The following is an 18,796-nucleotide window of genomic DNA, read 5'->3' as shown; positions in this document are numbered from 1 at the left end:
CCAGGCCCCAGAAATAAAAAAGGCCGGATTATCCGGCCTTTTAGCAACACTGGTCTATTACTTCTCGTTCAGACCGAGTTTTTTCTCCAGATAGTGGATGTTAGTTCCACCATTCTGGAAGTGCTCGTCGCTCATGATACGCATCTGCAGATCAACGTTGGTTTTGATACCATCAATGATCAGCTCCTGCAGGGCGTTCTTCATGCGGGCAATCGCCACGTCACGGTTTTCGCCGTAGCAGATGAGCTTGCCGATCATAGAGTCATAGTACGGCGGTACGGTGTAACCGGCGTAGATATGAGACTCCCAGCGCACACCAAAGCCGCCCGGCGCGTGGAAACGCGTGATTTTACCCGGGCTTGGCAGGAAGGTGTTCGGGTCTTCGGCGTTGATACGGCACTCTACCGCATGGCCTTTCACCACAACTTCTTCCTGCTTGATGGACAGCGGCTGGCCTGCAGCGATACGCAGCTGTTCTTTGATCAGGTCAACGCCGGTGATCATTTCGGTAACCGGGTGTTCAACCTGAATACGGGTGTTCATTTCGATGAAATAGAACTCGCCGTTTTCGAACAGGAACTCAAAGGTACCAGCACCGCGATAGCCGATATCGACACACGCTTTGGCGCAACGCTCGCCGATGTAGCGACGCAGCTCTGGGGTAATGCCCGGTGCTGGTGCTTCTTCGACCACTTTCTGGTGACGACGCTGCATGGAGCAGTCACGTTCTGCCAGATAGATAGCGTTACCCTGACCGTCAGCCAGCACCTGAATTTCGATGTGGCGTGGGTTTTCCAGGTATTTTTCCATGTACACCATGTCATTGCTGAAAGCGGCTTTCGCTTCTGCTTTGGTCATGGAGATGGACTGCGCCAGTTCAGCATCGCTACGCACAACGCGCATACCGCGACCGCCGCCGCCGCCGGACGCTTTGATGATAACCGGGTAGCCAATGCGTTTAGCATGAGCACGGTTAGCATCCATGTCGTCGGTCAGAGGGCCGTCAGAGCCTGGTACTGTTGGTACACCGGCTTTTTTCATCGCGGTGATAGCAGACACTTTGTCACCCATCAGGCGTATAGTGTCGGCTTTCGGGCCGATAAAGATAAAGCCAGAGCGTTCAACCTGCTCAGCAAAGTTGGCGTTCTCAGAGAGGAAGCCATAACCCGGATGAATTGCCACCGCGCCGGTGATTTCAGCGGCGCTGATGATAGCCGGGATGTTCAGATAGCTTTTTACGGACGGAGCCGGGCCAATACAGACCGTCTCATCCGCCAGCAATACGTGTTTTAAATCGCGATCCGCGCTTGAGTGCACAGCGACGGTCTTGATGCCCAGTTCTTTACAGGCACGAAGAATACGCAGTGCGATCTCGCCGCGGTTGGCGATAACAATTTTATCCAGCATGTACGCCTCGTTACTCGATGACGACCAGCGGCTCGTCAAATTCAACCGGCTGACCACTTTCGACCAGAATCGCTTTCACAGTACCTGATTTGTCTGCTTCGATCTGGTTCATCATTTTCATCGCTTCAACGATGCACAGGGTATCGCCTACGTTGACTTTCTGACCCACTTCGATGAACGCCTTCGCGTCCGGGCTCGGGGTGCGGTAGAAAGTACCAACCATTGGGGAACGTACGATGTGACCACTGATTTCTGCTGCAGCGGCAGGTGCGGCTTCAGCTGCTGGTGCAACGGCTGCGGAGAGCGCAGGCTGCTGCACTGGCGCAGCATAAGCTTGCTGCATTACCGGGAAGCTAGCGGCTGGGGCTGCACGGCTGATGCGTACAGACTCTTCGCCTTCAGAAATTTCCAGTTCGGAGATGCCTGATTCTTCAACCAGCTCGATCAGTTTTTTAATCTTACGAATATCCATGAGTGGGTTCCGTACTCTTGTTTAGTGTGATTGTGACAAGCGTTTTACCGCTGTCTGTAAAGCGTATGAATAGCCGTCTGCGCCCAGTCCACAGATAACGCCAGCAGCGATATCCGACAGATACGAATGGTGACGGAACGGCTCTCGGGCGTGCACATTACTCAGGTGGATCTCGATAAACGGGATACTCACCGCGAGCAGTGCGTCGCGGATAGCAACACTGGTGTGCGTAAACGCGGCCGGATTGATCAGGATATAGTCCACAGTGTCTTTAGCCTGATGAATACGGTCGATGAGTGCGTACTCCGCATTCGACTGAAAATGATCCAAATCTACATTCAGTGACGCTGCTTCCGTTCCCAGACGGTTAACAATTTCACTCAATGTTAGCGTGCCGTACTTCTCTGGCTCACGGGTTCCGAGCATGTTCAGGTTCGGTCCGTTCAAAACTAAGATATGGAACTTATCAGTCATTATGCCGCTATCTCCTGCGATTTTCGGGTAAAAAACAAAATATACCTTCGAAGCGCAAATGTCACCTTTTCAGAGGCTTAAAACCGCTGTCAGGCGAACCAAGGTCGCACATTATAACGATTTCGTAGCATTTAGCAGCTAAATACTGGTCTTATCAGGGAAGATTATCAACCGCTATCCGAAAAAGATTTGCGGTTGACGGGGAATCTGAGGGAAAACGCACACTTTCGCGAACTATCGCCACCACTGGCGGAACTTCTTGTAACGCCATGCTAAAAGCGCCACGGCCGCCAGTGCATAAAGGACCGGCTGCGGGGAGAGAATCTTCACCGACCACAGGTAATGAATGGGGGCGAGGATCGCGACAAGATAGACGAAGTTGTGCAGCAGCTGCCAGCGCCTGCCCAGTTTCCGCTGCGCATATTGCGTGGAGGTAAGCGCTAACGCCAGTAAAACCACCCAGCTCACGATACCCAGCGTCAGATAAGGACGCGTCACCAGTTCGCGGCCAAGCAGTGCCAGATTGTTAATTCCCAGTTCCAGCAGGGCGTAGCTGGTGAGGTGCAGCGTGGCCCAGGCAAAACACCATAGCCCTAACAGCCGACGGGTGCGTATCAATAAGGGCTGTTTAGCGTAGCGCGCCAGCGGCGAGACGAGCAAGGTGGCCAGCAAAAATTTCAGAGCCATCCGACCGGTAAAATGCTGGATATCCTTTGCAGGGTCTGCGCTAAAGAGCCCCTGGCTGGCGGCCCAGAACAGCCATATAAAAGGAAGTAACCCGGCCAGGTGCAGAAGCACTTTCAGCCAGGTGATCTGTTTTGCCGTTAAACGCACTCAGAAGTTCTCCCGTAAATTGAGACCACGGTAAAGCGAGGCCACTTCATCCGCATAGCCGTTAAACAGCAGCGTCGGCTGGCGCTTGACGTCCAGCGCGCCGCCGGAACCGATAAACCGCTCGGTTGCCTGCGACCAGCGCGGATGATCCACGTGCGGGTTCACGTTGGCGAAGAAACCGTATTCGTCCGGGGCTGCCAGATTCCAGGTGGTTGGCGGACGTTCGCGGGTAAGCTTAATGCTGACAATAGATTTAATCCCTTTGAAGCCATATTTCCACGGTACGGTTAAACGGATGGGGGCACCGTTCTGCGGTGGAAGCGCTTTGCCATAAACGCCGACGGTCAGCAGGGTAAGGGGGTGCATAGCTTCATCGAGACGTAACCCTTCCACATACGGATAATCAAGCCCGCCGCCAATAAACCGATCTTTCTGCCCGGGCATCTCGTCCGGCGCATAGCGCGTCTGGAAAGCGACATATTTTGCGTTGCTGGTGGGCTCAACCATCGCCAGTAGTTTATGCAGCGGGAAGCCGACCCACGGCACCACCATCGACCAGGCTTCCACACAGCGCATGCGATAGATACGCTCTTCGAGCGGGAAACGGGTGGTGAGATCGTGGTGGTCCAGCGTCAGGGGTTTCGCCACTTCGCCATCAATCTTTAGCGTCCAAGGGTCGGTTTTAAGGCTTCCCGCGTTGGCGGCAGGATCGGCCTTATCGAGACCAAATTCGTAGAAGTTGTTGTAGCCGGTGACTTTATCTTCCGGCGTGAGCGTCAGTTTTTTTTGCCATTCAGCCGGTTTAGTAAAGGTGAGCGGGGCGCCGGAAGGAGCCTTCGGTCGATCGTTGCCTTTAAACCAGTCGAGCAGGTCGGCGTGTGCCGCCGGAGAGAGCGTCAGGGCTGTGGCACTGATGCCAAGCATTTTCAGGATCTGGCGGCGCTGTAGCATAAAGACAGACTCAGACGTTACGTCGGCTTCCGTCAGTTTTCGGTTTTTCATGGCATCCTCCGTCATGCGTTTTTCTAAGCATGACGGAGGAGAGGGATTCGCGCGAATATGTCACGAAAATTTGAAGATTAGGCGATTTTCACCAGCGCGCGGCCGTGGAACTGGTTGTCCATGATCTTACTGGCGTATTCCGGCGCCTGGCTTAGGTTAATCTCCGTCGCGCTCTGGGTATAGAAAGATTCCGGCAGATCGCGCACCAGCCGTTCCCAGGCTTCATGGCGACGAGACGGCGGGGTCATCACGGAATCCACACCCTGCAGGCGGACGTTACGCAGAATAAATGGCATCACGGTGGTTGGCAGGGCAAATCCGCCCGCCAGACCGCAGGCTGCCACGCAGCCGCCGTAGTTCATCTGCGCCAGGACTTTTGCCAGCACCTTATCACCGACGGTATCCACAGCCCCTGCCCAGACCTGTTTTTCCAGCGGGCGGGTTTCAGCGAATTCGTCACGGCTGAGAATGCGGTTTGCACCGAGCTGGCGCAGATAGTCATGGGTACTTTCACGCCCAGACACCGCAGCGACCTGATAGCCCAGCTTGTGGAGCAGCGTGACAGCCGTGCTGCCCACGCCGCCGCTGGCGCCGGTGACGACAATTTCACCCGACTCAGGGCGGATACCCGCATCTTCCAGCGCCATCACGCACAGCATGGCGGTAAATCCTGCCGTGCCGACGATCATCGCCTTACGGCCATCCATGCCTTTCGGCATCGGCACCAGCCAGTCGCCCTTCACGCGCGCCTGCGTTGCCAGCCCACCCCAGTGATTTTCACCCACGCCCCAGCCGGTGAGCAGTACCTGCTGGCCCGGATGGAAGCGCGGATCCTCGCTGGTATGAACCCGGCCCGCGAAATCAATACCTGGCACCATAGGGAAATTTCGGATGATTTTACCCTTACCGGTAATCGCCAGCGCATCTTTATAATTTAAGCTGGACCAGTCGATGTCGACGGTTACTTCGCCTTCCGGCAGGCGACTCTCTTCTACCGCCTGCACTGAGGCAAGCGTTTTGCCGTCCTGCTGTTCTAAGATCAAAGCCTGCATACGGGGTCCTCTCGACTCATGTGATTGGAAAATAATTTCTGAAGACTATACTCGCTCAGGGAAACGCAGTGCCGATTTAACGCAATGAATTGCCAGATACACCTGATTTGGTAGTATGCCGCATTTGAAATGCAAGTTAGCGCTTACTCGCTACCCCATCAACCCACGGAGTAATCTCAAGGATGCGATTAACGACGAAGTTCTCAGCTTTTATCACCTTGCTGACGGGGCTTACCATTTTTGTCACCCTTCTCGGCTGCTCTCTAAGCTTCTACAACGCCATTCAGGATAAACTGGTCAACCGGGTACAGTCTGTCGCGTCGGTGATTGATACGCGTCTGCTGACGACGCCGCTACCGGCGCTCTCCAGTGAGCTTGATGAGTTGATGGTACCTGTTGATATTGTTCAGATCGACATTCAGCAGGGAAAGCATCGTGTTTTAAGCCATGAACGGTCGGGAAGTTATCGTCCTGCGGGCGTGGTGAGCCAGTATCGGGAAGTGACGGTGCATTCCCTCAAAAATCCGGGGATGACCATACGCATGGTCTATCTCGATCCGATGGCCAGCTATTTCCGTTCCATGATGACCACCGCGCCGCTCACCGTCGCGGTGGCGTTTATCGTTCTGCTGATCTTTCTCGCGGTCCGCTGGCTGCGCCGCCAGCTCTCCGGCCAGGAGCTGCTGGAGATGCGCTCCGTACGTATCCTGAACGGTGAACGCGGCCCGCAGGTGCGTGGCTCTGTCCATGAGTGGCCGTCACGCGCCAGTAGCGCGCTGGATACCTTGCTCTCCGAAGTCCAGTTTGCCAGCGACCAGCGCAGCCGTATGGATACACTGATCCGCTCTTATGCAGCGCAGGATAATAAAACCGGTCTTAATAACCGTCTTTTCTTTGATAATCAGCTCGCCACGCTGCTTGACGATTCAGAAAAAGTGGGGACACATGGGGTGGTGATGATGATTCGCCTGCCCGATTTCGATCTCCTGCGCGACACCTGGGGACAGCGGGACGCGGAAGAAAATCTCTTTACGCTGATCAACCTGCTCTCCACCTTTATTATGCGCTACCCGGGCGCATTACTGGCCCGCTATCACCGCAGCGACTTTGCCGTGTTGCTGCCGCACCGTACGCTGAAAGAGTCGGAAAGCATCGCCAGCCAGCTGCTGAAGGCGGTGGATGCGTTGCCGCAGAGCAAAATGCTCGACAGGGACGATATGGTCCACATAGGGATCTGCGCCTGGCGTGGCGGACAATCAACAGAACAGGTGATGGAGCATGCGGAAGCCGCTACCCGCAACGCCGTCCTGCAGGGGGCGAACGGCTGGGCGATTTATGATGACTCGCTGCCGGAAAAAGGGCGTGGCAACGTGCGCTGGCGAACGCTGATTGAGCAAATGCTTAGCCGCGGCGGGCCACGTATTTATCAAAAACCCGCGGTAATGAAAAATGGCAACGTTCATCACCGTGAACTGATGTGCCGTATTTTTGACGGTTCGGAAGAGGTTATCTCGGCGGAATATCTGCCGATGGTCATGCAATTCGGCCTGTCCGAAGAGTATGACCGCCAGCAAATTACCCGGCTGATTCCGTTTTTATCTTTCTGGCCGGAAGAAAACCTGGCGCTGCAGGTCACCGTGGAGTCGTTAATACGTCCACGTTTTCAGCGCTGGCTACGTGATACATTAATGCAATGCGAAAAATCGCAACGCAAACACATTATTTTTGAACTTGCTGAGGCCGATGTAGGTCAACACATCAGCCGGTTACGTCCGGTGGTACGTTTGATCAATGCGCTCGGTGCGCGTGTCGCGGTGACGCAGGCAGGTTTAACGCTGGTCAGTACCGACTGGATTAAGGAGCTGGATGTGGAGTTATTAAAGCTACATCCAGGGCTGGTAAGGAATATTGAGAAGCGTACGGAAAACCAGCTGCTGGTACAGAGTCTGGTAGAAGCATGCAAGGGAACGCGAACACAAGTATTTGCTACGGGCGTACGATCCAGAGGGGAATGGCAGATGTTAACAGAGCGCGGTGTAATGGGTGGTCAGGGGGATTTTTTTGCTGCCTCTCAACCGCTTGACACCAACGTGAAAAAATATTTGCAAAGATACTCTGTTTGACCTGCCGTTTACGCTGTTTTCACGTAGAATATCGCGCCTGTAGCTTTGAGTATGTCGAGCAAAAAGCCAGTGAACGACCTTTAACGGGTTACAAACGTCAGTGGGGAACGCTACTGTTTACTCAGCCCTGAGGGAGTCAGGGGATGATTTTGTAACATCAGGAAACGTACTGCACAAATTTTCACCGTTGCAGATGATTTTTGCGCCTTGTCGCTGCTGCGTGTGGTTGGTAAAGTAAGCGGATTTTGTTTTCCGCCCCAGCTTTCAGGATTATCCCTTAGTATGTTGAAAAAATTTCGTGGCATGTTTTCCAATGACCTGTCCATTGACCTGGGTACCGCGAATACCCTTATTTATGTAAAAGGACAAGGCATCGTATTGAATGAGCCTTCCGTTGTGGCCATTCGTCAGGATCGTGCAGGCTCGCCGAAAAGCGTGGCCGCAGTGGGTCATGACGCGAAGCAGATGCTGGGTCGTACCCCGGGCAACATCGCCGCTATTCGCCCAATGAAAGACGGCGTTATCGCTGACTTCTTTGTTACTGAAAAAATGCTTCAGCACTTCATCAAGCAGGTTCACAGCAACAGCTTCATGCGTCCAAGCCCGCGTGTTCTGGTGTGTGTGCCGGTTGGGGCAACCCAGGTAGAGCGTCGCGCAATCCGTGAATCTGCCCAGGGTGCAGGTGCGCGTGAAGTGTTCCTGATTGAAGAGCCAATGGCGGCGGCAATCGGTGCAGGTCTGCCTGTGTCTGAAGCGACCGGTTCCATGGTGGTGGATATCGGTGGTGGTACCACTGAAGTGGCCGTTATCTCTCTGAACGGCGTGGTGTACTCCTCTTCCGTACGTATCGGTGGTGACCGCTTCGACGAAGCCATCATTAATTATGTACGCCGTAACTACGGCTCTCTGATCGGTGAAGCCACCGCAGAGCGTATCAAACACGAAATCGGCTCTGCGTATCCGGGCGATGAAGTGCGTGAGATCGAAGTACGTGGCCGTAACCTGGCTGAAGGTGTTCCACGCGGTTTCACCCTGAACTCCAACGAAATTCTGGAAGCGCTGCAGGAACCACTGACGGGCATCGTAAGCGCGGTAATGGTTGCGCTGGAACAGTGCCCACCAGAGCTGGCGTCCGATATCTCCGAGCGCGGTATGGTTCTGACCGGTGGTGGTGCGCTGCTGCGTAACCTCGACCGCCTGTTGATGGAAGAGACAGGTATTCCTGTCGTAGTTGCAGAAGATCCACTGACTTGCGTCGCCCGTGGTGGTGGCAAGGCGCTGGAAATGATCGACATGCACGGCGGCGATTTGTTCAGCGAAGAGTAGTCGAGTTTGAGAGGGTAGCAATTTGCTACCCTTTCTCTCTGACGCGAGAATACGCATAGCCTATGAAGCCAATTTTTAGCCGTGGCCCATCGCTACAGTTTCGCCTTATTCTGGCGGTTCTGGTTGCGCTTGGGGTCATCATTGCCGATAGCCGCCTCGGTACGTTCAGCCAGATCAGAACGTACATGGATACCGCCGTCAGTCCTTTCTACTTTGTTTCAAATGGTCCCCGTGAACTGCTCGACTCCGTTTCTCAAACGTTGTCTTCGCGCGACCAACTCGAACTCGAAAACCGGGCATTACGTCAGGAATTACTGCTGAAAAACAGCGAACTGCTGATGCTGGGGCAATACAAGCAGGAAAACGCGCGTCTGCGTGAACTGCTCGGCTCCCCGCTGCGTCAGGATGAGCAGAAAATGGTTACGCAGGTGATCTCCACCGTGAACGACCCCTACAGCGATCAGGTTGTGATCGACAAAGGGAGCGTGAACGGGGTGTATGAAGGTCAGCCAGTTATTAGTGATAAAGGCGTAGTGGGCCAGGTTGTTGCCGTGGCTAAACTGACCAGCCGCGTGCTGCTGATTTGCGATGCCACGCATGCGTTACCGATCCAGGTCCTGCGCAACGACATCCGCGTGATTGCGGCCGGTAACGGCTGTACGGACGACCTGCAGCTGGAACACCTGCCGGCTAACACGGATATCCGCGTGGGCGACGTGCTGGTAACGTCCGGCCTGGGTGGACGCTTCCCTGAAGGCTATCCGGTTGCGGTGGTCTCTTCGGTCAAGCTGGATACTCAGCGTGCCTACACCGTGATTCAGGCTCGTCCAACCGCCGGTTTGCAGCGTCTGCGCTATCTGCTGCTGCTGTGGGGCGCCGATCGTAACGGTGCTAATCCGATGACGCCTGAAGAGGTGCATCGTGTAGCAAACGAGCGCCTGATGCAGATGATGCCGCAGGTTCTTCCTCCTGCGGATTCCATGGGGCCGCCTGCGCCAGTACCGGCACCGGCAACCGGATTAACGCAGCCGCTGCCGGATGCGCCGCCACCGCCTAAACTCTCTTCGGGAGGGCAGTAGTGGCAAGCTATCGTAGCCAGGGACGCTGGGTCATCTGGCTCTCGTTTCTCATTGCACTGTTACTGCAAGTGATGCCCTGGCCGGATGACATTCTCGTTTTCCGGCCAAACTGGGTATTACTCATTTTACTCTACTGGATCCTTGCCCTGCCGCATCGCGTAAATGTCGGCACAGGTTTTGTGATGGGTGCCATACTGGATCTCATTAGCGGCTCTACGCTTGGCGTGCGCGCCTTGTCCATGAGCATTATTGCGTACCTCGTCGCACTCAAATTCCAGCTCTTTCGCAACCTTGCGCTCTGGCAACAGGCCCTGGTGGTGATGCTATTGTCGCTCGCTGCGGATATCGTTGTTTTCTGGGCAGAGTTTTTAGTGATCAACGTCTCTTTCCGACCGGAAGTGTTCTGGAGTAGTGTAGTAAACGGTGTGCTCTGGCCATGGTTATTCCTGCTGATGCGTAAGGTTCGCCAGCAGTTTGCTGTGCAATAAAAGGTTTCTATGACGTCTTTGTATCTCGCTTCCGGCTCCCCGCGCCGTCAGGAACTCCTGACGCAGCTAGGGGTCTCTTTTGAACGCATCGTTACCGGCATTGAAGAAAAACGTGCTGAGGGCGAAAGCGCTCAACAGTACGTGTCTCGCCTGGCGCGCGAGAAAGCGCAGGCGGGCGTGGCGAGTGTGCCGCGCGATCTTCCCGTGCTGGGAGCAGATACCATCGTTATTCTGAACGGTGAAGTGCTTGAGAAACCGCGCGATGCCGATCATGCGGCGCGCATGCTGCACAAAATGTCCGGACAAACGCATCAGGTGATGACGGCCGTCGCGCTGGCTGACCGCCAGCACGTGCTGGATTGCCTGGTAGTGACAGAAGTGACCTTCAGAGTACTTACCGACGACGACATCGCCGCTTATATTGCCAGCGGTGAACCGATGGATAAAGCAGGTGCATACGGTATTCAGGGGCTGGGTGGCTGTTTTGTCAGGAAGATTAATGGCAGCTATCACGCCGTAGTCGGCTTACCGCTGGTGGAAACGTATGAGTTGCTGAGCAATTTTAACTCACTGCGTGAGGGAAGGGATAATTATGACGGCTGAATTGTTGGTAAACGTAACGCCATCGGAAACCCGTGTGGCCTATATTGATGGTGGCATTCTTCAGGAAATTCATATTGAGCGTGAAGCGCGGCGCGGAATAGTAGGCAATATCTACAAAGGTCGTGTCAGTCGTGTACTACCGGGTATGCAGGCGGCTTTTGTAGATATTGGACTGGATAAGGCGGCATTTTTACATGCCTCCGATATCATGCCGCACACCGAGTGCGTCGCGGGCGAAGAGCAAAAGCAGTTTGCCGTGCGCGATATTTCTGAACTGGTGCGTCAGGGACAGGATCTGATGGTGCAGGTGGTGAAAGACCCCCTCGGTACCAAAGGCGCCCGTCTGACCACCGACATCACCTTACCTTCCCGCTATCTGGTCTTTATGCCCGGTGCGTCGCACGTGGGCGTTTCGCAGCGTATTGAGAGCGAAACCGAGCGCGAGCGTCTGAAGAAAGTGGTCAGCGCCTACTGCGATGAACAGGGTGGATTTATCATCCGTACCGCTGCGGAAGGGATCAGCGAAGAAGACCTCGCGTCAGATGCGGCTTACCTGAAGCGCGTCTGGACCAAGGTAATGGAGCGTAAAAAACGCAACCAGACCCGCTACCAGCTTTACGGTGAACTGGCCCTTGCTCAGCGCGTTCTGCGCGACTTTGCTGATGCCCAGCTCGACCGCATTCGCGTGGACTCGCGCCTGACCTATGAAGCCCTGCTGGAGTTTACCGCCGAATATATCCCGGAGATGCCTGGCCTGCTGGAGCATTATTCAGGGCGTCAGCCGATCTTCGATCTCTATGATGTCGAAAACGAGATCCAGCGTGCGCTGGAGCGTAAGGTCGAGCTGAAGTCAGGCGGCTATCTGATCATCGATCAGACCGAAGCGATGACCACCGTCGATATCAACACCGGCGCGTTTGTCGGCCATCGCAACCTGGATGACACCATCTTCAACACCAACATCGAAGCCACGCAGGCGATTGCGCGCCAGCTTCGTCTGCGCAATCTGGGCGGCATTATCATCATCGACTTCATCGATATGAGTAATGAAGACCATCGCCGCCGCGTGCTGCACTCGCTTGAGCAGGCGCTGAGCAAAGATCGCGTGAAAACCAGCATCAACGGCTTCTCGCAGCTGGGGCTGGTGGAAATGACGCGTAAGCGTACTCGTGAAAGCGTTGAGCATGTGCTGTGTAATGAATGCCCAACCTGCCATGGACGCGGAACGGTAAAGACGGTTGAGACCGTCTGCTACGAAATTATGCGCGAAATCGTCCGTGTTCATCATGCCTACGACTCCGATCGTTTTCTGGTCTATGCTTCCCCTGCGGTGGCTGAAGCGCTGAAAGGCGAAGAGTCACACGCGCTGGCGGAAGTGGAAATCTTTGTCGGCAAACAGGTAAAAGTACAAATTGAACCGCTCTATAACCAGGAGCAGTTTGACGTCGTGATGATGTAAGACGCAGTACGCTGCGTGACGAAAGCTGACAAGGAGAGATGCGTGAGGCGATTGCCGGGGATTTTATTGCTTACAGGGGCAACGCTGGTCGTGATTGTCGCGTTGCTCGTGAGCGGGCTACGCCTCGTATTACCGCATCTGGACAGCTGGCGTCCGCAGCTGCTGGCTAAAATCGAATCCACCACCGGCGTGCCGGTGAACGTAAGCCAGATTAGCGCTAACTGGCAGAATTTTGGCCCGACGCTCGATGTCCGGGATATCAACGCCAGCCTGAAAGATGGCGGCTACCTGAAAATCAAACGCGTAACCCTGGCGCTTGACGTCTGGCAAAGCCTGCTGCATCTGCGCTGGCAGTTTCGCGATCTCACCTTTTATCAACTCCAGTTCCTGACCAATACGCCGCTGTCTGGCGGCGATAGCGGTCAGGGTCTTGAAGCCAACCGCTTCAGCGATCTTTTCCTCCGCCAGTTCGATCATTTCGATCTGCGCGACAGCGAAGTGAGCTTTATTACCCTTTCCGGCCAGCGCGCCGAACTGGCGATCCCTCAGCTGACCTGGCTCAACGGTAAAGAACGTCACCGCGCCGAGGGGCAGGTTAATCTCTCAAGCCTCAACGGCCAGCACGGCGTGATGCAGGTGCGCATGGATCTGCGCGACGATGACGGCCTGTTAAATAACGGCAAAGTCTGGCTGCAGGCCGACGATGTGGACGTTAAGCCATGGCTGGGCGACTGGCTCCAGCAAAATATGCAGCTGGAAACGGCCCGCTTCAGTCTTGAAGGCTGGCTGACCCTGACAAAAGGGAAATTTGCCAGCGGCGATATATGGCTCAAGCAGGGGGGCGCAAGTTGGAAAGGCGAAAAACAGCAGCATCAGCTTTCCGTCGATAGCCTCACTGCGCACGTGACGCAGGAGAAAGAGGGCTGGCAGTTTGCCATTCCCGATACCCGCATCACAATGGACGGCAAGCCGTGGCCGCGCGGTGCGCTAACGCTGGCCTGGATGCCGGAGCAGGACGTCGGCGGCACGGCCAGTAAACGCAGCGACGAGCTGCGCATCCGCGCCAGCAACCTCGATTTGGCTGCCATTGAAGGCCTGCGCTCGATGGCGGCAAAGATATCTCCTGACCTGGGTGAGATCTGGCTGGCTACGCAGCCGAGCGGAAAGATTGATTCTCTGGCGCTGGATATCCCGCTGCAGGCGACGGAAAAAACCCGCTTCCAGGCAACATGGAAAGATCTGGCCTGGAAGCAGTGGAAGCTGCTGCCGGGAGCTGAGCACTTTAGCGGCAAGCTGGAAGGCAGCGTGGAAAACGGCAGGCTGACGGTTGATATGCACGACGCCAAAATGCCTTACGAGACGGTCTTCCGCGCGCCGCTGGAAATCGAACAGGGCAGCGCGGTACTTAACTGGCTCCGTAACGACAAGGGTTTTCAGCTCGATGGCCGGCATATCGATGTGAAAGCCAAAGCGGTACACGCGCGCGGCGATTTCCGCTATCTGCAGCCTGAAGGTGATGAGCCGTGGCTGGGCATTCTGGCGGGGATTAGCACTGATGACGGTTCTCAGGCCTGGCGCTACTTCCCGGAAAACCTGATGGGAAAAGCCCTGGTCGACTATCTGAGCGGCGCAATTCAGGGCGGTCAGGCGGACAATGCCACGCTGGTCTACGGCGGCAATCCGCATCTTTTCCCGTACAAACATAATGAAGGTCAGTTCCAGGTGCTGGTGCCGCTGCATGACGCCACCTTCGCGTTCCAGCCCGGCTGGCCCGCGCTGAAAAACCTGGATATCGAACTCAACTTCCTCAATGACGGACTATGGATGAAATCCGACAGCGTGGCGCTGGGCGGCGTGACGGCCAGCAACCTGACGGCCAACATTCCGGACTACTCAAAAGAGAAGCTGCTGATTGATGCCGATATCAACGGTCCTGGCAAGGCGGTGGGACCGTACTTTGAGGACACCCCCTTGAAAGAGTCGCTGGCCGCGACGCTTCAGCAGCTGCAGCTTGATGGCGATGTGAATGCTCGCTTACATCTTGATATTCCTCTGGACGGAGAGATGACCACCGCCAAAGGTGATGTCCGCCTTAAGAACAACAGCCTGTTCATCAAACCCCTTGAGAGCACGCTGAAAAATCTCAGCGGGCAGTTCAGCTTTGAGAACGGTAACCTTAAGAGCGAGCCGCTTACGGCCAGCTGGTTTAATCAGCCCGTTAATATCGACTTCACGACTACCGAGGGTGAAAAGGCCTATCAGGTGGCCGTCAATCTGGACGGCAACTGGCAGCCAGCGCGAATGGACGTCCTGCCGAAGCCCATTGAGGCGTCAGTGGAGGGGGCGGTCGCCTGGCAGGGTAAAGTGGCAATCGACCTGCCTTATCACGCTGGTGCCCGGTATAAGGTCGACATCACGGGCGATCTGAAAAACCTTCAGAGCCAGCTGCCTGCGCCGCTGGATAAACAGGCCGGACAGCCGCTGCCGGTGAAGCTGAACGTTGATGGCAACCTGAACAGCTTCGAGCTGACCGGCAGCGCGGGCGGGACGAACCACTTCAACAGCCGCTGGCTGCTTAACCGCAAGCTCACCCTCGACAAAGCCATCTGGACAACGGATAGCCGCTCCACCCCGCCGCTGCCGGAGCAGCCGGGCATTGAGCTGAATCTCCCACCGATGGACGGTGCAGAGTGGCTGGCGCTGTTCCAGAAAGGCGTTGGGCAAAACGTTGATGAAACCGCCCAGTTCCCGCAAGCCATTACCGTACGCACGCCGTCGCTGATGCTGGGCGGACAGCAGTGGAACAACCTGAGCATTGTCTCGCAGCCTGGCGCCAACGGCACGAAGGTGGAGGCCCAGGGAAGGGAGATCAACGGCACGCTGACCATGCGCAATCACGCGCCGTGGCAGGCGGCGATCCGCTATCTCTACTACAACCCGACAAGTGCCGCGAGCGTGAAAGACAAACCGGCAGAGACGTCGCCGCTGAGTAAGACATCCCGCATCGATTTTAGCGGCTGGCCCGATCTTCAGCTGCGCTGTGCAGAGTGTTGGCTGTGGGGGCAGAAATATGGCCGCATCGACGGTGATTTTGCCATTCAGGGAAATACGCTTACGCTCTCCGGCGGATTGATCGACACCGGCTTTGGCCGCATGACGGCGGGCGGGGAATGGGTGAATAACCCGGGCGAGCAGCGAACTTCCCTTAAAGGCGACATTAAAGGCAACAAACTGGATGCGGCAACCAATTTCTTTGGTATCACCACTCCGCTGCGCGGCTCGTCATTTGACGTTGATTACGATCTTCACTGGCGTGATGCCCCGTGGAGGCCGGATGAAGCCTCGCTGAACGGCATTCTGAAAACCCGCTTTGGCAAAGGTGAAATTGCCGACGTGAGCACGGGGCGCGCCGGGCAGATCCTGCGCCTGCTGAGTTTTGATGCGCTGCTGCGCAAGCTGCGCTTTGATTTCAGCGATACCTTCAGCGAAGGTTTCTACTACGATTCAATCCGCAGCACGGCGTGGATCAAGGACGGCGTTCTGCATACGGACGATACGCTGGTGGATGGCCTGGAAGCGGATATTGCCATGAAAGGCTCAGTCAACCTCGTGCGCCGCGAGCTGGATATGGAAGCCGTGGTGGCACCGGAAATTTCCGCGAGCGTGGGCGTTGCGGCGGCCTTCGTGGTTAACCCGATTGTCGGTGCGGCGGTGTTTGCCGCCAGCAAAGTGCTGGGGCCGCTGTGGAGCAAGGTCTCCATTCTGCGCTACCGCATCACCGGTCCGATCGATAAACCGCAGATTAACGAGGTGCTGCGCCAGCCGCGCAAAGATGCACAGCAATGATTTGACGTGGGCAGGTAATTGCCTCACTCTCAATAAATACGATCTTTATACCGCCACAGGCGGCAACGAACGAGTAGCAATACGATGAGTCTGAACCTGGTAAGTGAACATTTGCTCGCAGCGAACGGCCTGAACCATCAGGACCTGTTCTCCATTCTTGGTCAACTGACCGAACGCCGTCTCGACTACGGCGATCTTTATTTCCAGTCGAGCTATCACGAATCCTGGGTTTTAGAAGACAGCATCATCAAAGATGGCTCTTACAATATCGACCAGGGCGTCGGCGTCCGCGCCGTCAGCGGCGAGAAAACCGGTTTTGCCTATGCCGATCAGATTAGCCTCGCCGCACTTGAGCAGAGCGCTCAGGCCGCGCGCACCATTGTGCGTGATACCGGCGATGGTCGTGTGAAAACGCTGGGAGAAGTGCAGCACTCTGCGCTCTATACCAGCATCGATCCGCTGCAGAGCATGAGCCGTGAAGAGAAGCTGGATATCCTGCGTCGCGTGGACAAAGTGGCGCGCGCGGCGGACAAACGCGTGCAGGAAGTTTCTGCCAGCCTGAGCGGTGTGTATGAGTTGATTCTGGTTGCGGCAACGGACGGTACCCTGGCGGCAGATGTTCGCCCGCTGGTGCGTCTCTCCATCAGCGTGCAGGTCGATGACGACGGCAAACGCGAGCGCGGCTCAAGCGGCGGTGGCGGTCGTTTCGGCTATGACTGGTTCCTGGGTGACGTTGACGGTGAAGCCCGCGCCGACGCGTGGGCAAAAGAAGCGGTGCGCATGGCGCTGGTGAATCTGAATGCCGTCGCGGCGCCAGCGGGCTCATTCCCGGTGGTGCTGGGTGCCGGCTGGCCGGGCGTGCTGTTGCACGAAGCGGTGGGCCACGGCCTGGAAGGCGACTTTAACCGTCGCGGGACGTCGGTGTTCAGCGGTCAGATCGGGCAACTCGTCTCCTCGGAGCTGTGCACCGTTGTGGATGATGGAACCATGCGCGATCGTCGCGGCTCGGTGGCTATCGACGATGAAGGAACGCCAGGCCAGTACAATGTGCTGATCGAAAACGGCGTGCTGAAAGGCTATATGCAGGACAAACTCAACGCGCGCCTGATGGGCGTCGCGCCGACGGGCAACGGACGCCGTGAATCTTACGCGCATCTGCCGATGCCGCGCATGACCAACACGTACATGCTGCCGGGTAAATCGACGCCGCAGGAGATTATCGAATCCGTCGATTACGGTATCTTTGCGCCTAACTTTGGCGGCGGCCAGGTGGACATTACCTCCGGTAAGTTTGTTTTCTCCACGTCAGAAGCGTATCTGATCGAGAAAGGCAAAGTGACCAAAGCGGTGAAGGGTGCGACGCTGATTGGCTCCGGTATTGAAGCCATGCAGCAGATCTCGATGGTCGGTAACGATCTGAAGCTGGATAACGGCGTGGGCGTCTGCGGTAAAGAGGGCCAGAGCCTGCCGGTTGGCGTGGGCCAGCCAACGCTGAAAGTGGACAACCTGACGGTGGGCGGCACGGCGTAATTTCCTGACCCTCTTCCCAAAGGGGAGAGGGAACTGCTCCGCGCTGTCTTTTCTCACTAGTCCTTTTGGAAAAAGGCCTACTCTTTCCTTCTTCCCCGCATCCCCTGAAACAGCTCCGCCACGTCCACAAAATACTCGGTCAGATAGTTAATACACACCTGTACCTTGAGCGGGAGTTTGTCTTTTTCGGTATACAGGGCGTATACCGGACGCGGATCGGACTGGTAGCGCGGGAAGAGGATCTCCAGCACGCCGCTGTTAATCTCGTTGATCACCCACATTAACGGCACATAGGCGATCCCGGCGCCGGCCACCAGCCAGCGCGAAATGGTCATCGGATCGTTGGTGATAAACCGCCCTTCCGGCAGCAGTTTGGTGGAGATCCCTTCCGGGGCAATCAGCTCAAATTCATTATCGGGCCGCACGCTGTACTCCAGCCACGAGTGGTTGGTTAGATCGGCGGGTTTCTCCGGAACGCCGTACTGCGCCAGATAGCTTTTCGAGGCGCAGACGACCATCGGCATGCTGCCAAGCCGCCGAGAGAAGAGGCTGGAATCCTGCAATGCGCCGACGCGGATCACCACGTCCAGCCCGTCGGCAATCAGATCAGGCGCCGGGATACCCGTCACCAGATTGACGGTAAGCCCGGGATACTCTCTCAGCATATCCGCCGTCATGGCAGCGAGAACATTTTGTGCCATAGTTGAAGAACACCCGATGCGCAGCGTGCCGATGGGGGTGTTGTTGAATGCATAGAGCTGTTCGTGAACATCCTGCACTTCAAGCAGCATGCGGCGACAGCCCTGATAGTAAATTTTACCCGCTTCCGTCAGCCCAATACTGCGGGTGCTACGGTTGAGCAGCTTAACCTGAAGCTCATCTTCCAGTTTGGACACCGTCTGGCTGATGGATGAGACGCTCATCTGAAGCTGGCGTGCAGCGGCGGTAAAAGAGCCCAGTTCAACCACTTTGGCGAAGACCGACATGCGTTTTAAACGTTCCATTGTTCACTCTGGCTTAAAAGTGATTTAGATCACATATTATAGATAACAGCATAACTGTTACGTTAATATATTATTAATTACATAACGGCTGCGCCAT

15 protein-coding genes are annotated in these 18,796 nt (G+C 55.8%); 8 read left to right on the top strand and 7 right to left on the bottom strand.

The genetic code is table 11. The features are described from left to right. Positions 1 to 57: 57 nt before the first annotated feature. The 6 genes from accC to KGP24_RS21095 form a co-directional block, all read right to left on the bottom strand. Positions 58 to 1,407 (bottom strand): acetyl-CoA carboxylase biotin carboxylase subunit, encoded by a 1,350-nt coding sequence (accC, locus tag KGP24_RS21120; protein WP_003860388.1) that lies wholly within the window; start codon positions 1,405 to 1,407, stop codon positions 58 to 60. A 10-nt stretch (positions 1,408 to 1,417) separates the two neighbouring features. Further along, positions 1,418 to 1,879: an acetyl-CoA carboxylase biotin carboxyl carrier protein gene (gene accB, locus KGP24_RS21115; protein WP_010436174.1), complete on the bottom strand. Its 462-nt coding sequence runs from the start codon at positions 1,877 to 1,879 to the stop codon at positions 1,418 to 1,420. A 21-nt stretch (positions 1,880 to 1,900) separates the two neighbouring features. Further along, positions 1,901 to 2,353, bottom strand: coding sequence for a type II 3-dehydroquinate dehydratase (gene aroQ / locus KGP24_RS21110; protein WP_032642454.1), 453 nt, complete (start codon positions 2,351 to 2,353; stop codon positions 1,901 to 1,903). A gap of 234 nt (positions 2,354 to 2,587) precedes the next feature. After that, positions 2,588 to 3,187, bottom strand: coding sequence for a protein-methionine-sulfoxide reductase heme-binding subunit MsrQ (msrQ, locus tag KGP24_RS21105; protein WP_213328838.1), 600 nt, complete (start codon positions 3,185 to 3,187; stop codon positions 2,588 to 2,590). After that, positions 3,188 to 4,189 (bottom strand): protein-methionine-sulfoxide reductase catalytic subunit MsrP, encoded by a 1,002-nt coding sequence (msrP, locus tag KGP24_RS21100; protein WP_223561708.1) that lies wholly within the window; start codon positions 4,187 to 4,189, stop codon positions 3,188 to 3,190. A 77-nt stretch (positions 4,190 to 4,266) separates the two neighbouring features. Beyond that, positions 4,267 to 5,241, bottom strand: a complete 975-nt coding sequence (locus KGP24_RS21095; protein ID WP_223561707.1) for an MDR family oxidoreductase — start codon at positions 5,239 to 5,241, stop codon at positions 4,267 to 4,269. A gap of 182 nt (positions 5,242 to 5,423) precedes the next feature. Here KGP24_RS21095 and csrD point away from each other — a divergent pair, with 182 nt between their 5' ends. The 8 genes from csrD to tldD all read left to right on the top strand — a co-directional run bounded on the left by csrD (position 5,424) and on the right by tldD (position 17,695). Continuing rightward, entirely contained in the window at positions 5,424 to 7,364 is a 1,941-nt protein-coding gene (gene csrD / locus KGP24_RS21090) for an RNase E specificity factor CsrD (RefSeq protein ID WP_223561706.1), read from the top strand. A 282-nt stretch (positions 7,365 to 7,646) separates the two neighbouring features. Then, the gene (gene mreB / locus KGP24_RS21085) at positions 7,647 to 8,690 is read left to right on the top strand and encodes a rod shape-determining protein MreB (RefSeq protein ID WP_000913396.1); all 1,044 of its coding nucleotides are present in this window, start codon (positions 7,647 to 7,649) and stop codon (positions 8,688 to 8,690) included. A gap of 62 nt (positions 8,691 to 8,752) precedes the next feature. Next, positions 8,753 to 9,769, top strand: a complete 1,017-nt coding sequence (gene mreC / locus KGP24_RS21080; protein ID WP_023309400.1) for a rod shape-determining protein MreC — start codon at positions 8,753 to 8,755, stop codon at positions 9,767 to 9,769. Beyond that, positions 9,769 to 10,257 carry a rod shape-determining protein MreD gene (mreD, locus tag KGP24_RS21075; protein ID WP_023309399.1) on the top strand — a complete coding sequence of 163 codons (489 nt, stop codon included), beginning with the start codon at positions 9,769 to 9,771 and terminating at the stop codon, positions 10,255 to 10,257. Before mreC ends, mreD begins: the two co-directional genes overlap by 1 nt. A gap of 9 nt (positions 10,258 to 10,266) precedes the next feature. After that, positions 10,267 to 10,860 (top strand): nucleoside triphosphate pyrophosphatase, encoded by a 594-nt coding sequence (locus KGP24_RS21070; protein ID WP_023309398.1) that lies wholly within the window; start codon positions 10,267 to 10,269, stop codon positions 10,858 to 10,860. Further along, positions 10,850 to 12,319 carry a ribonuclease G gene (gene rng / locus KGP24_RS21065; protein ID WP_010436156.1) on the top strand — a complete coding sequence of 490 codons (1,470 nt, stop codon included), beginning with the start codon at positions 10,850 to 10,852 and terminating at the stop codon, positions 12,317 to 12,319. The genes KGP24_RS21070 and rng overlap by 11 nt, the downstream gene beginning before the upstream one ends. Before the next feature lie 42 nt (positions 12,320 to 12,361). Next, entirely contained in the window at positions 12,362 to 16,165 is a 3,804-nt protein-coding gene (gene yhdP / locus KGP24_RS21060) for an AsmA2 domain-containing protein YhdP (RefSeq protein ID WP_223561705.1), read from the top strand. An 84-nt stretch (positions 16,166 to 16,249) separates the two neighbouring features. After that, positions 16,250 to 17,695: a metalloprotease TldD gene (gene tldD / locus KGP24_RS21055; RefSeq protein WP_023309396.1), complete on the top strand. Its 1,446-nt coding sequence runs from the start codon at positions 16,250 to 16,252 to the stop codon at positions 17,693 to 17,695. A gap of 77 nt (positions 17,696 to 17,772) precedes the next feature. Here the strand turns inward: tldD and aaeR are convergent, their stop codons facing one another. Further along, on the bottom strand, positions 17,773 to 18,699 hold the full coding sequence (gene aaeR / locus KGP24_RS21050) for an HTH-type transcriptional activator AaeR (protein WP_223561704.1): 927 nt from the start codon (positions 18,697 to 18,699) through the stop codon (positions 17,773 to 17,775). Positions 18,700 to 18,796 lie beyond the last annotated feature (97 nt).

This window comes from Enterobacter sp. JBIWA008, from assembly GCF_019968765.1.
GTDB lineage: Bacteria > Pseudomonadota > Gammaproteobacteria > Enterobacterales > Enterobacteriaceae > Enterobacter.
This window is presented reverse-complemented; position numbering and strand designations above follow the sequence as displayed.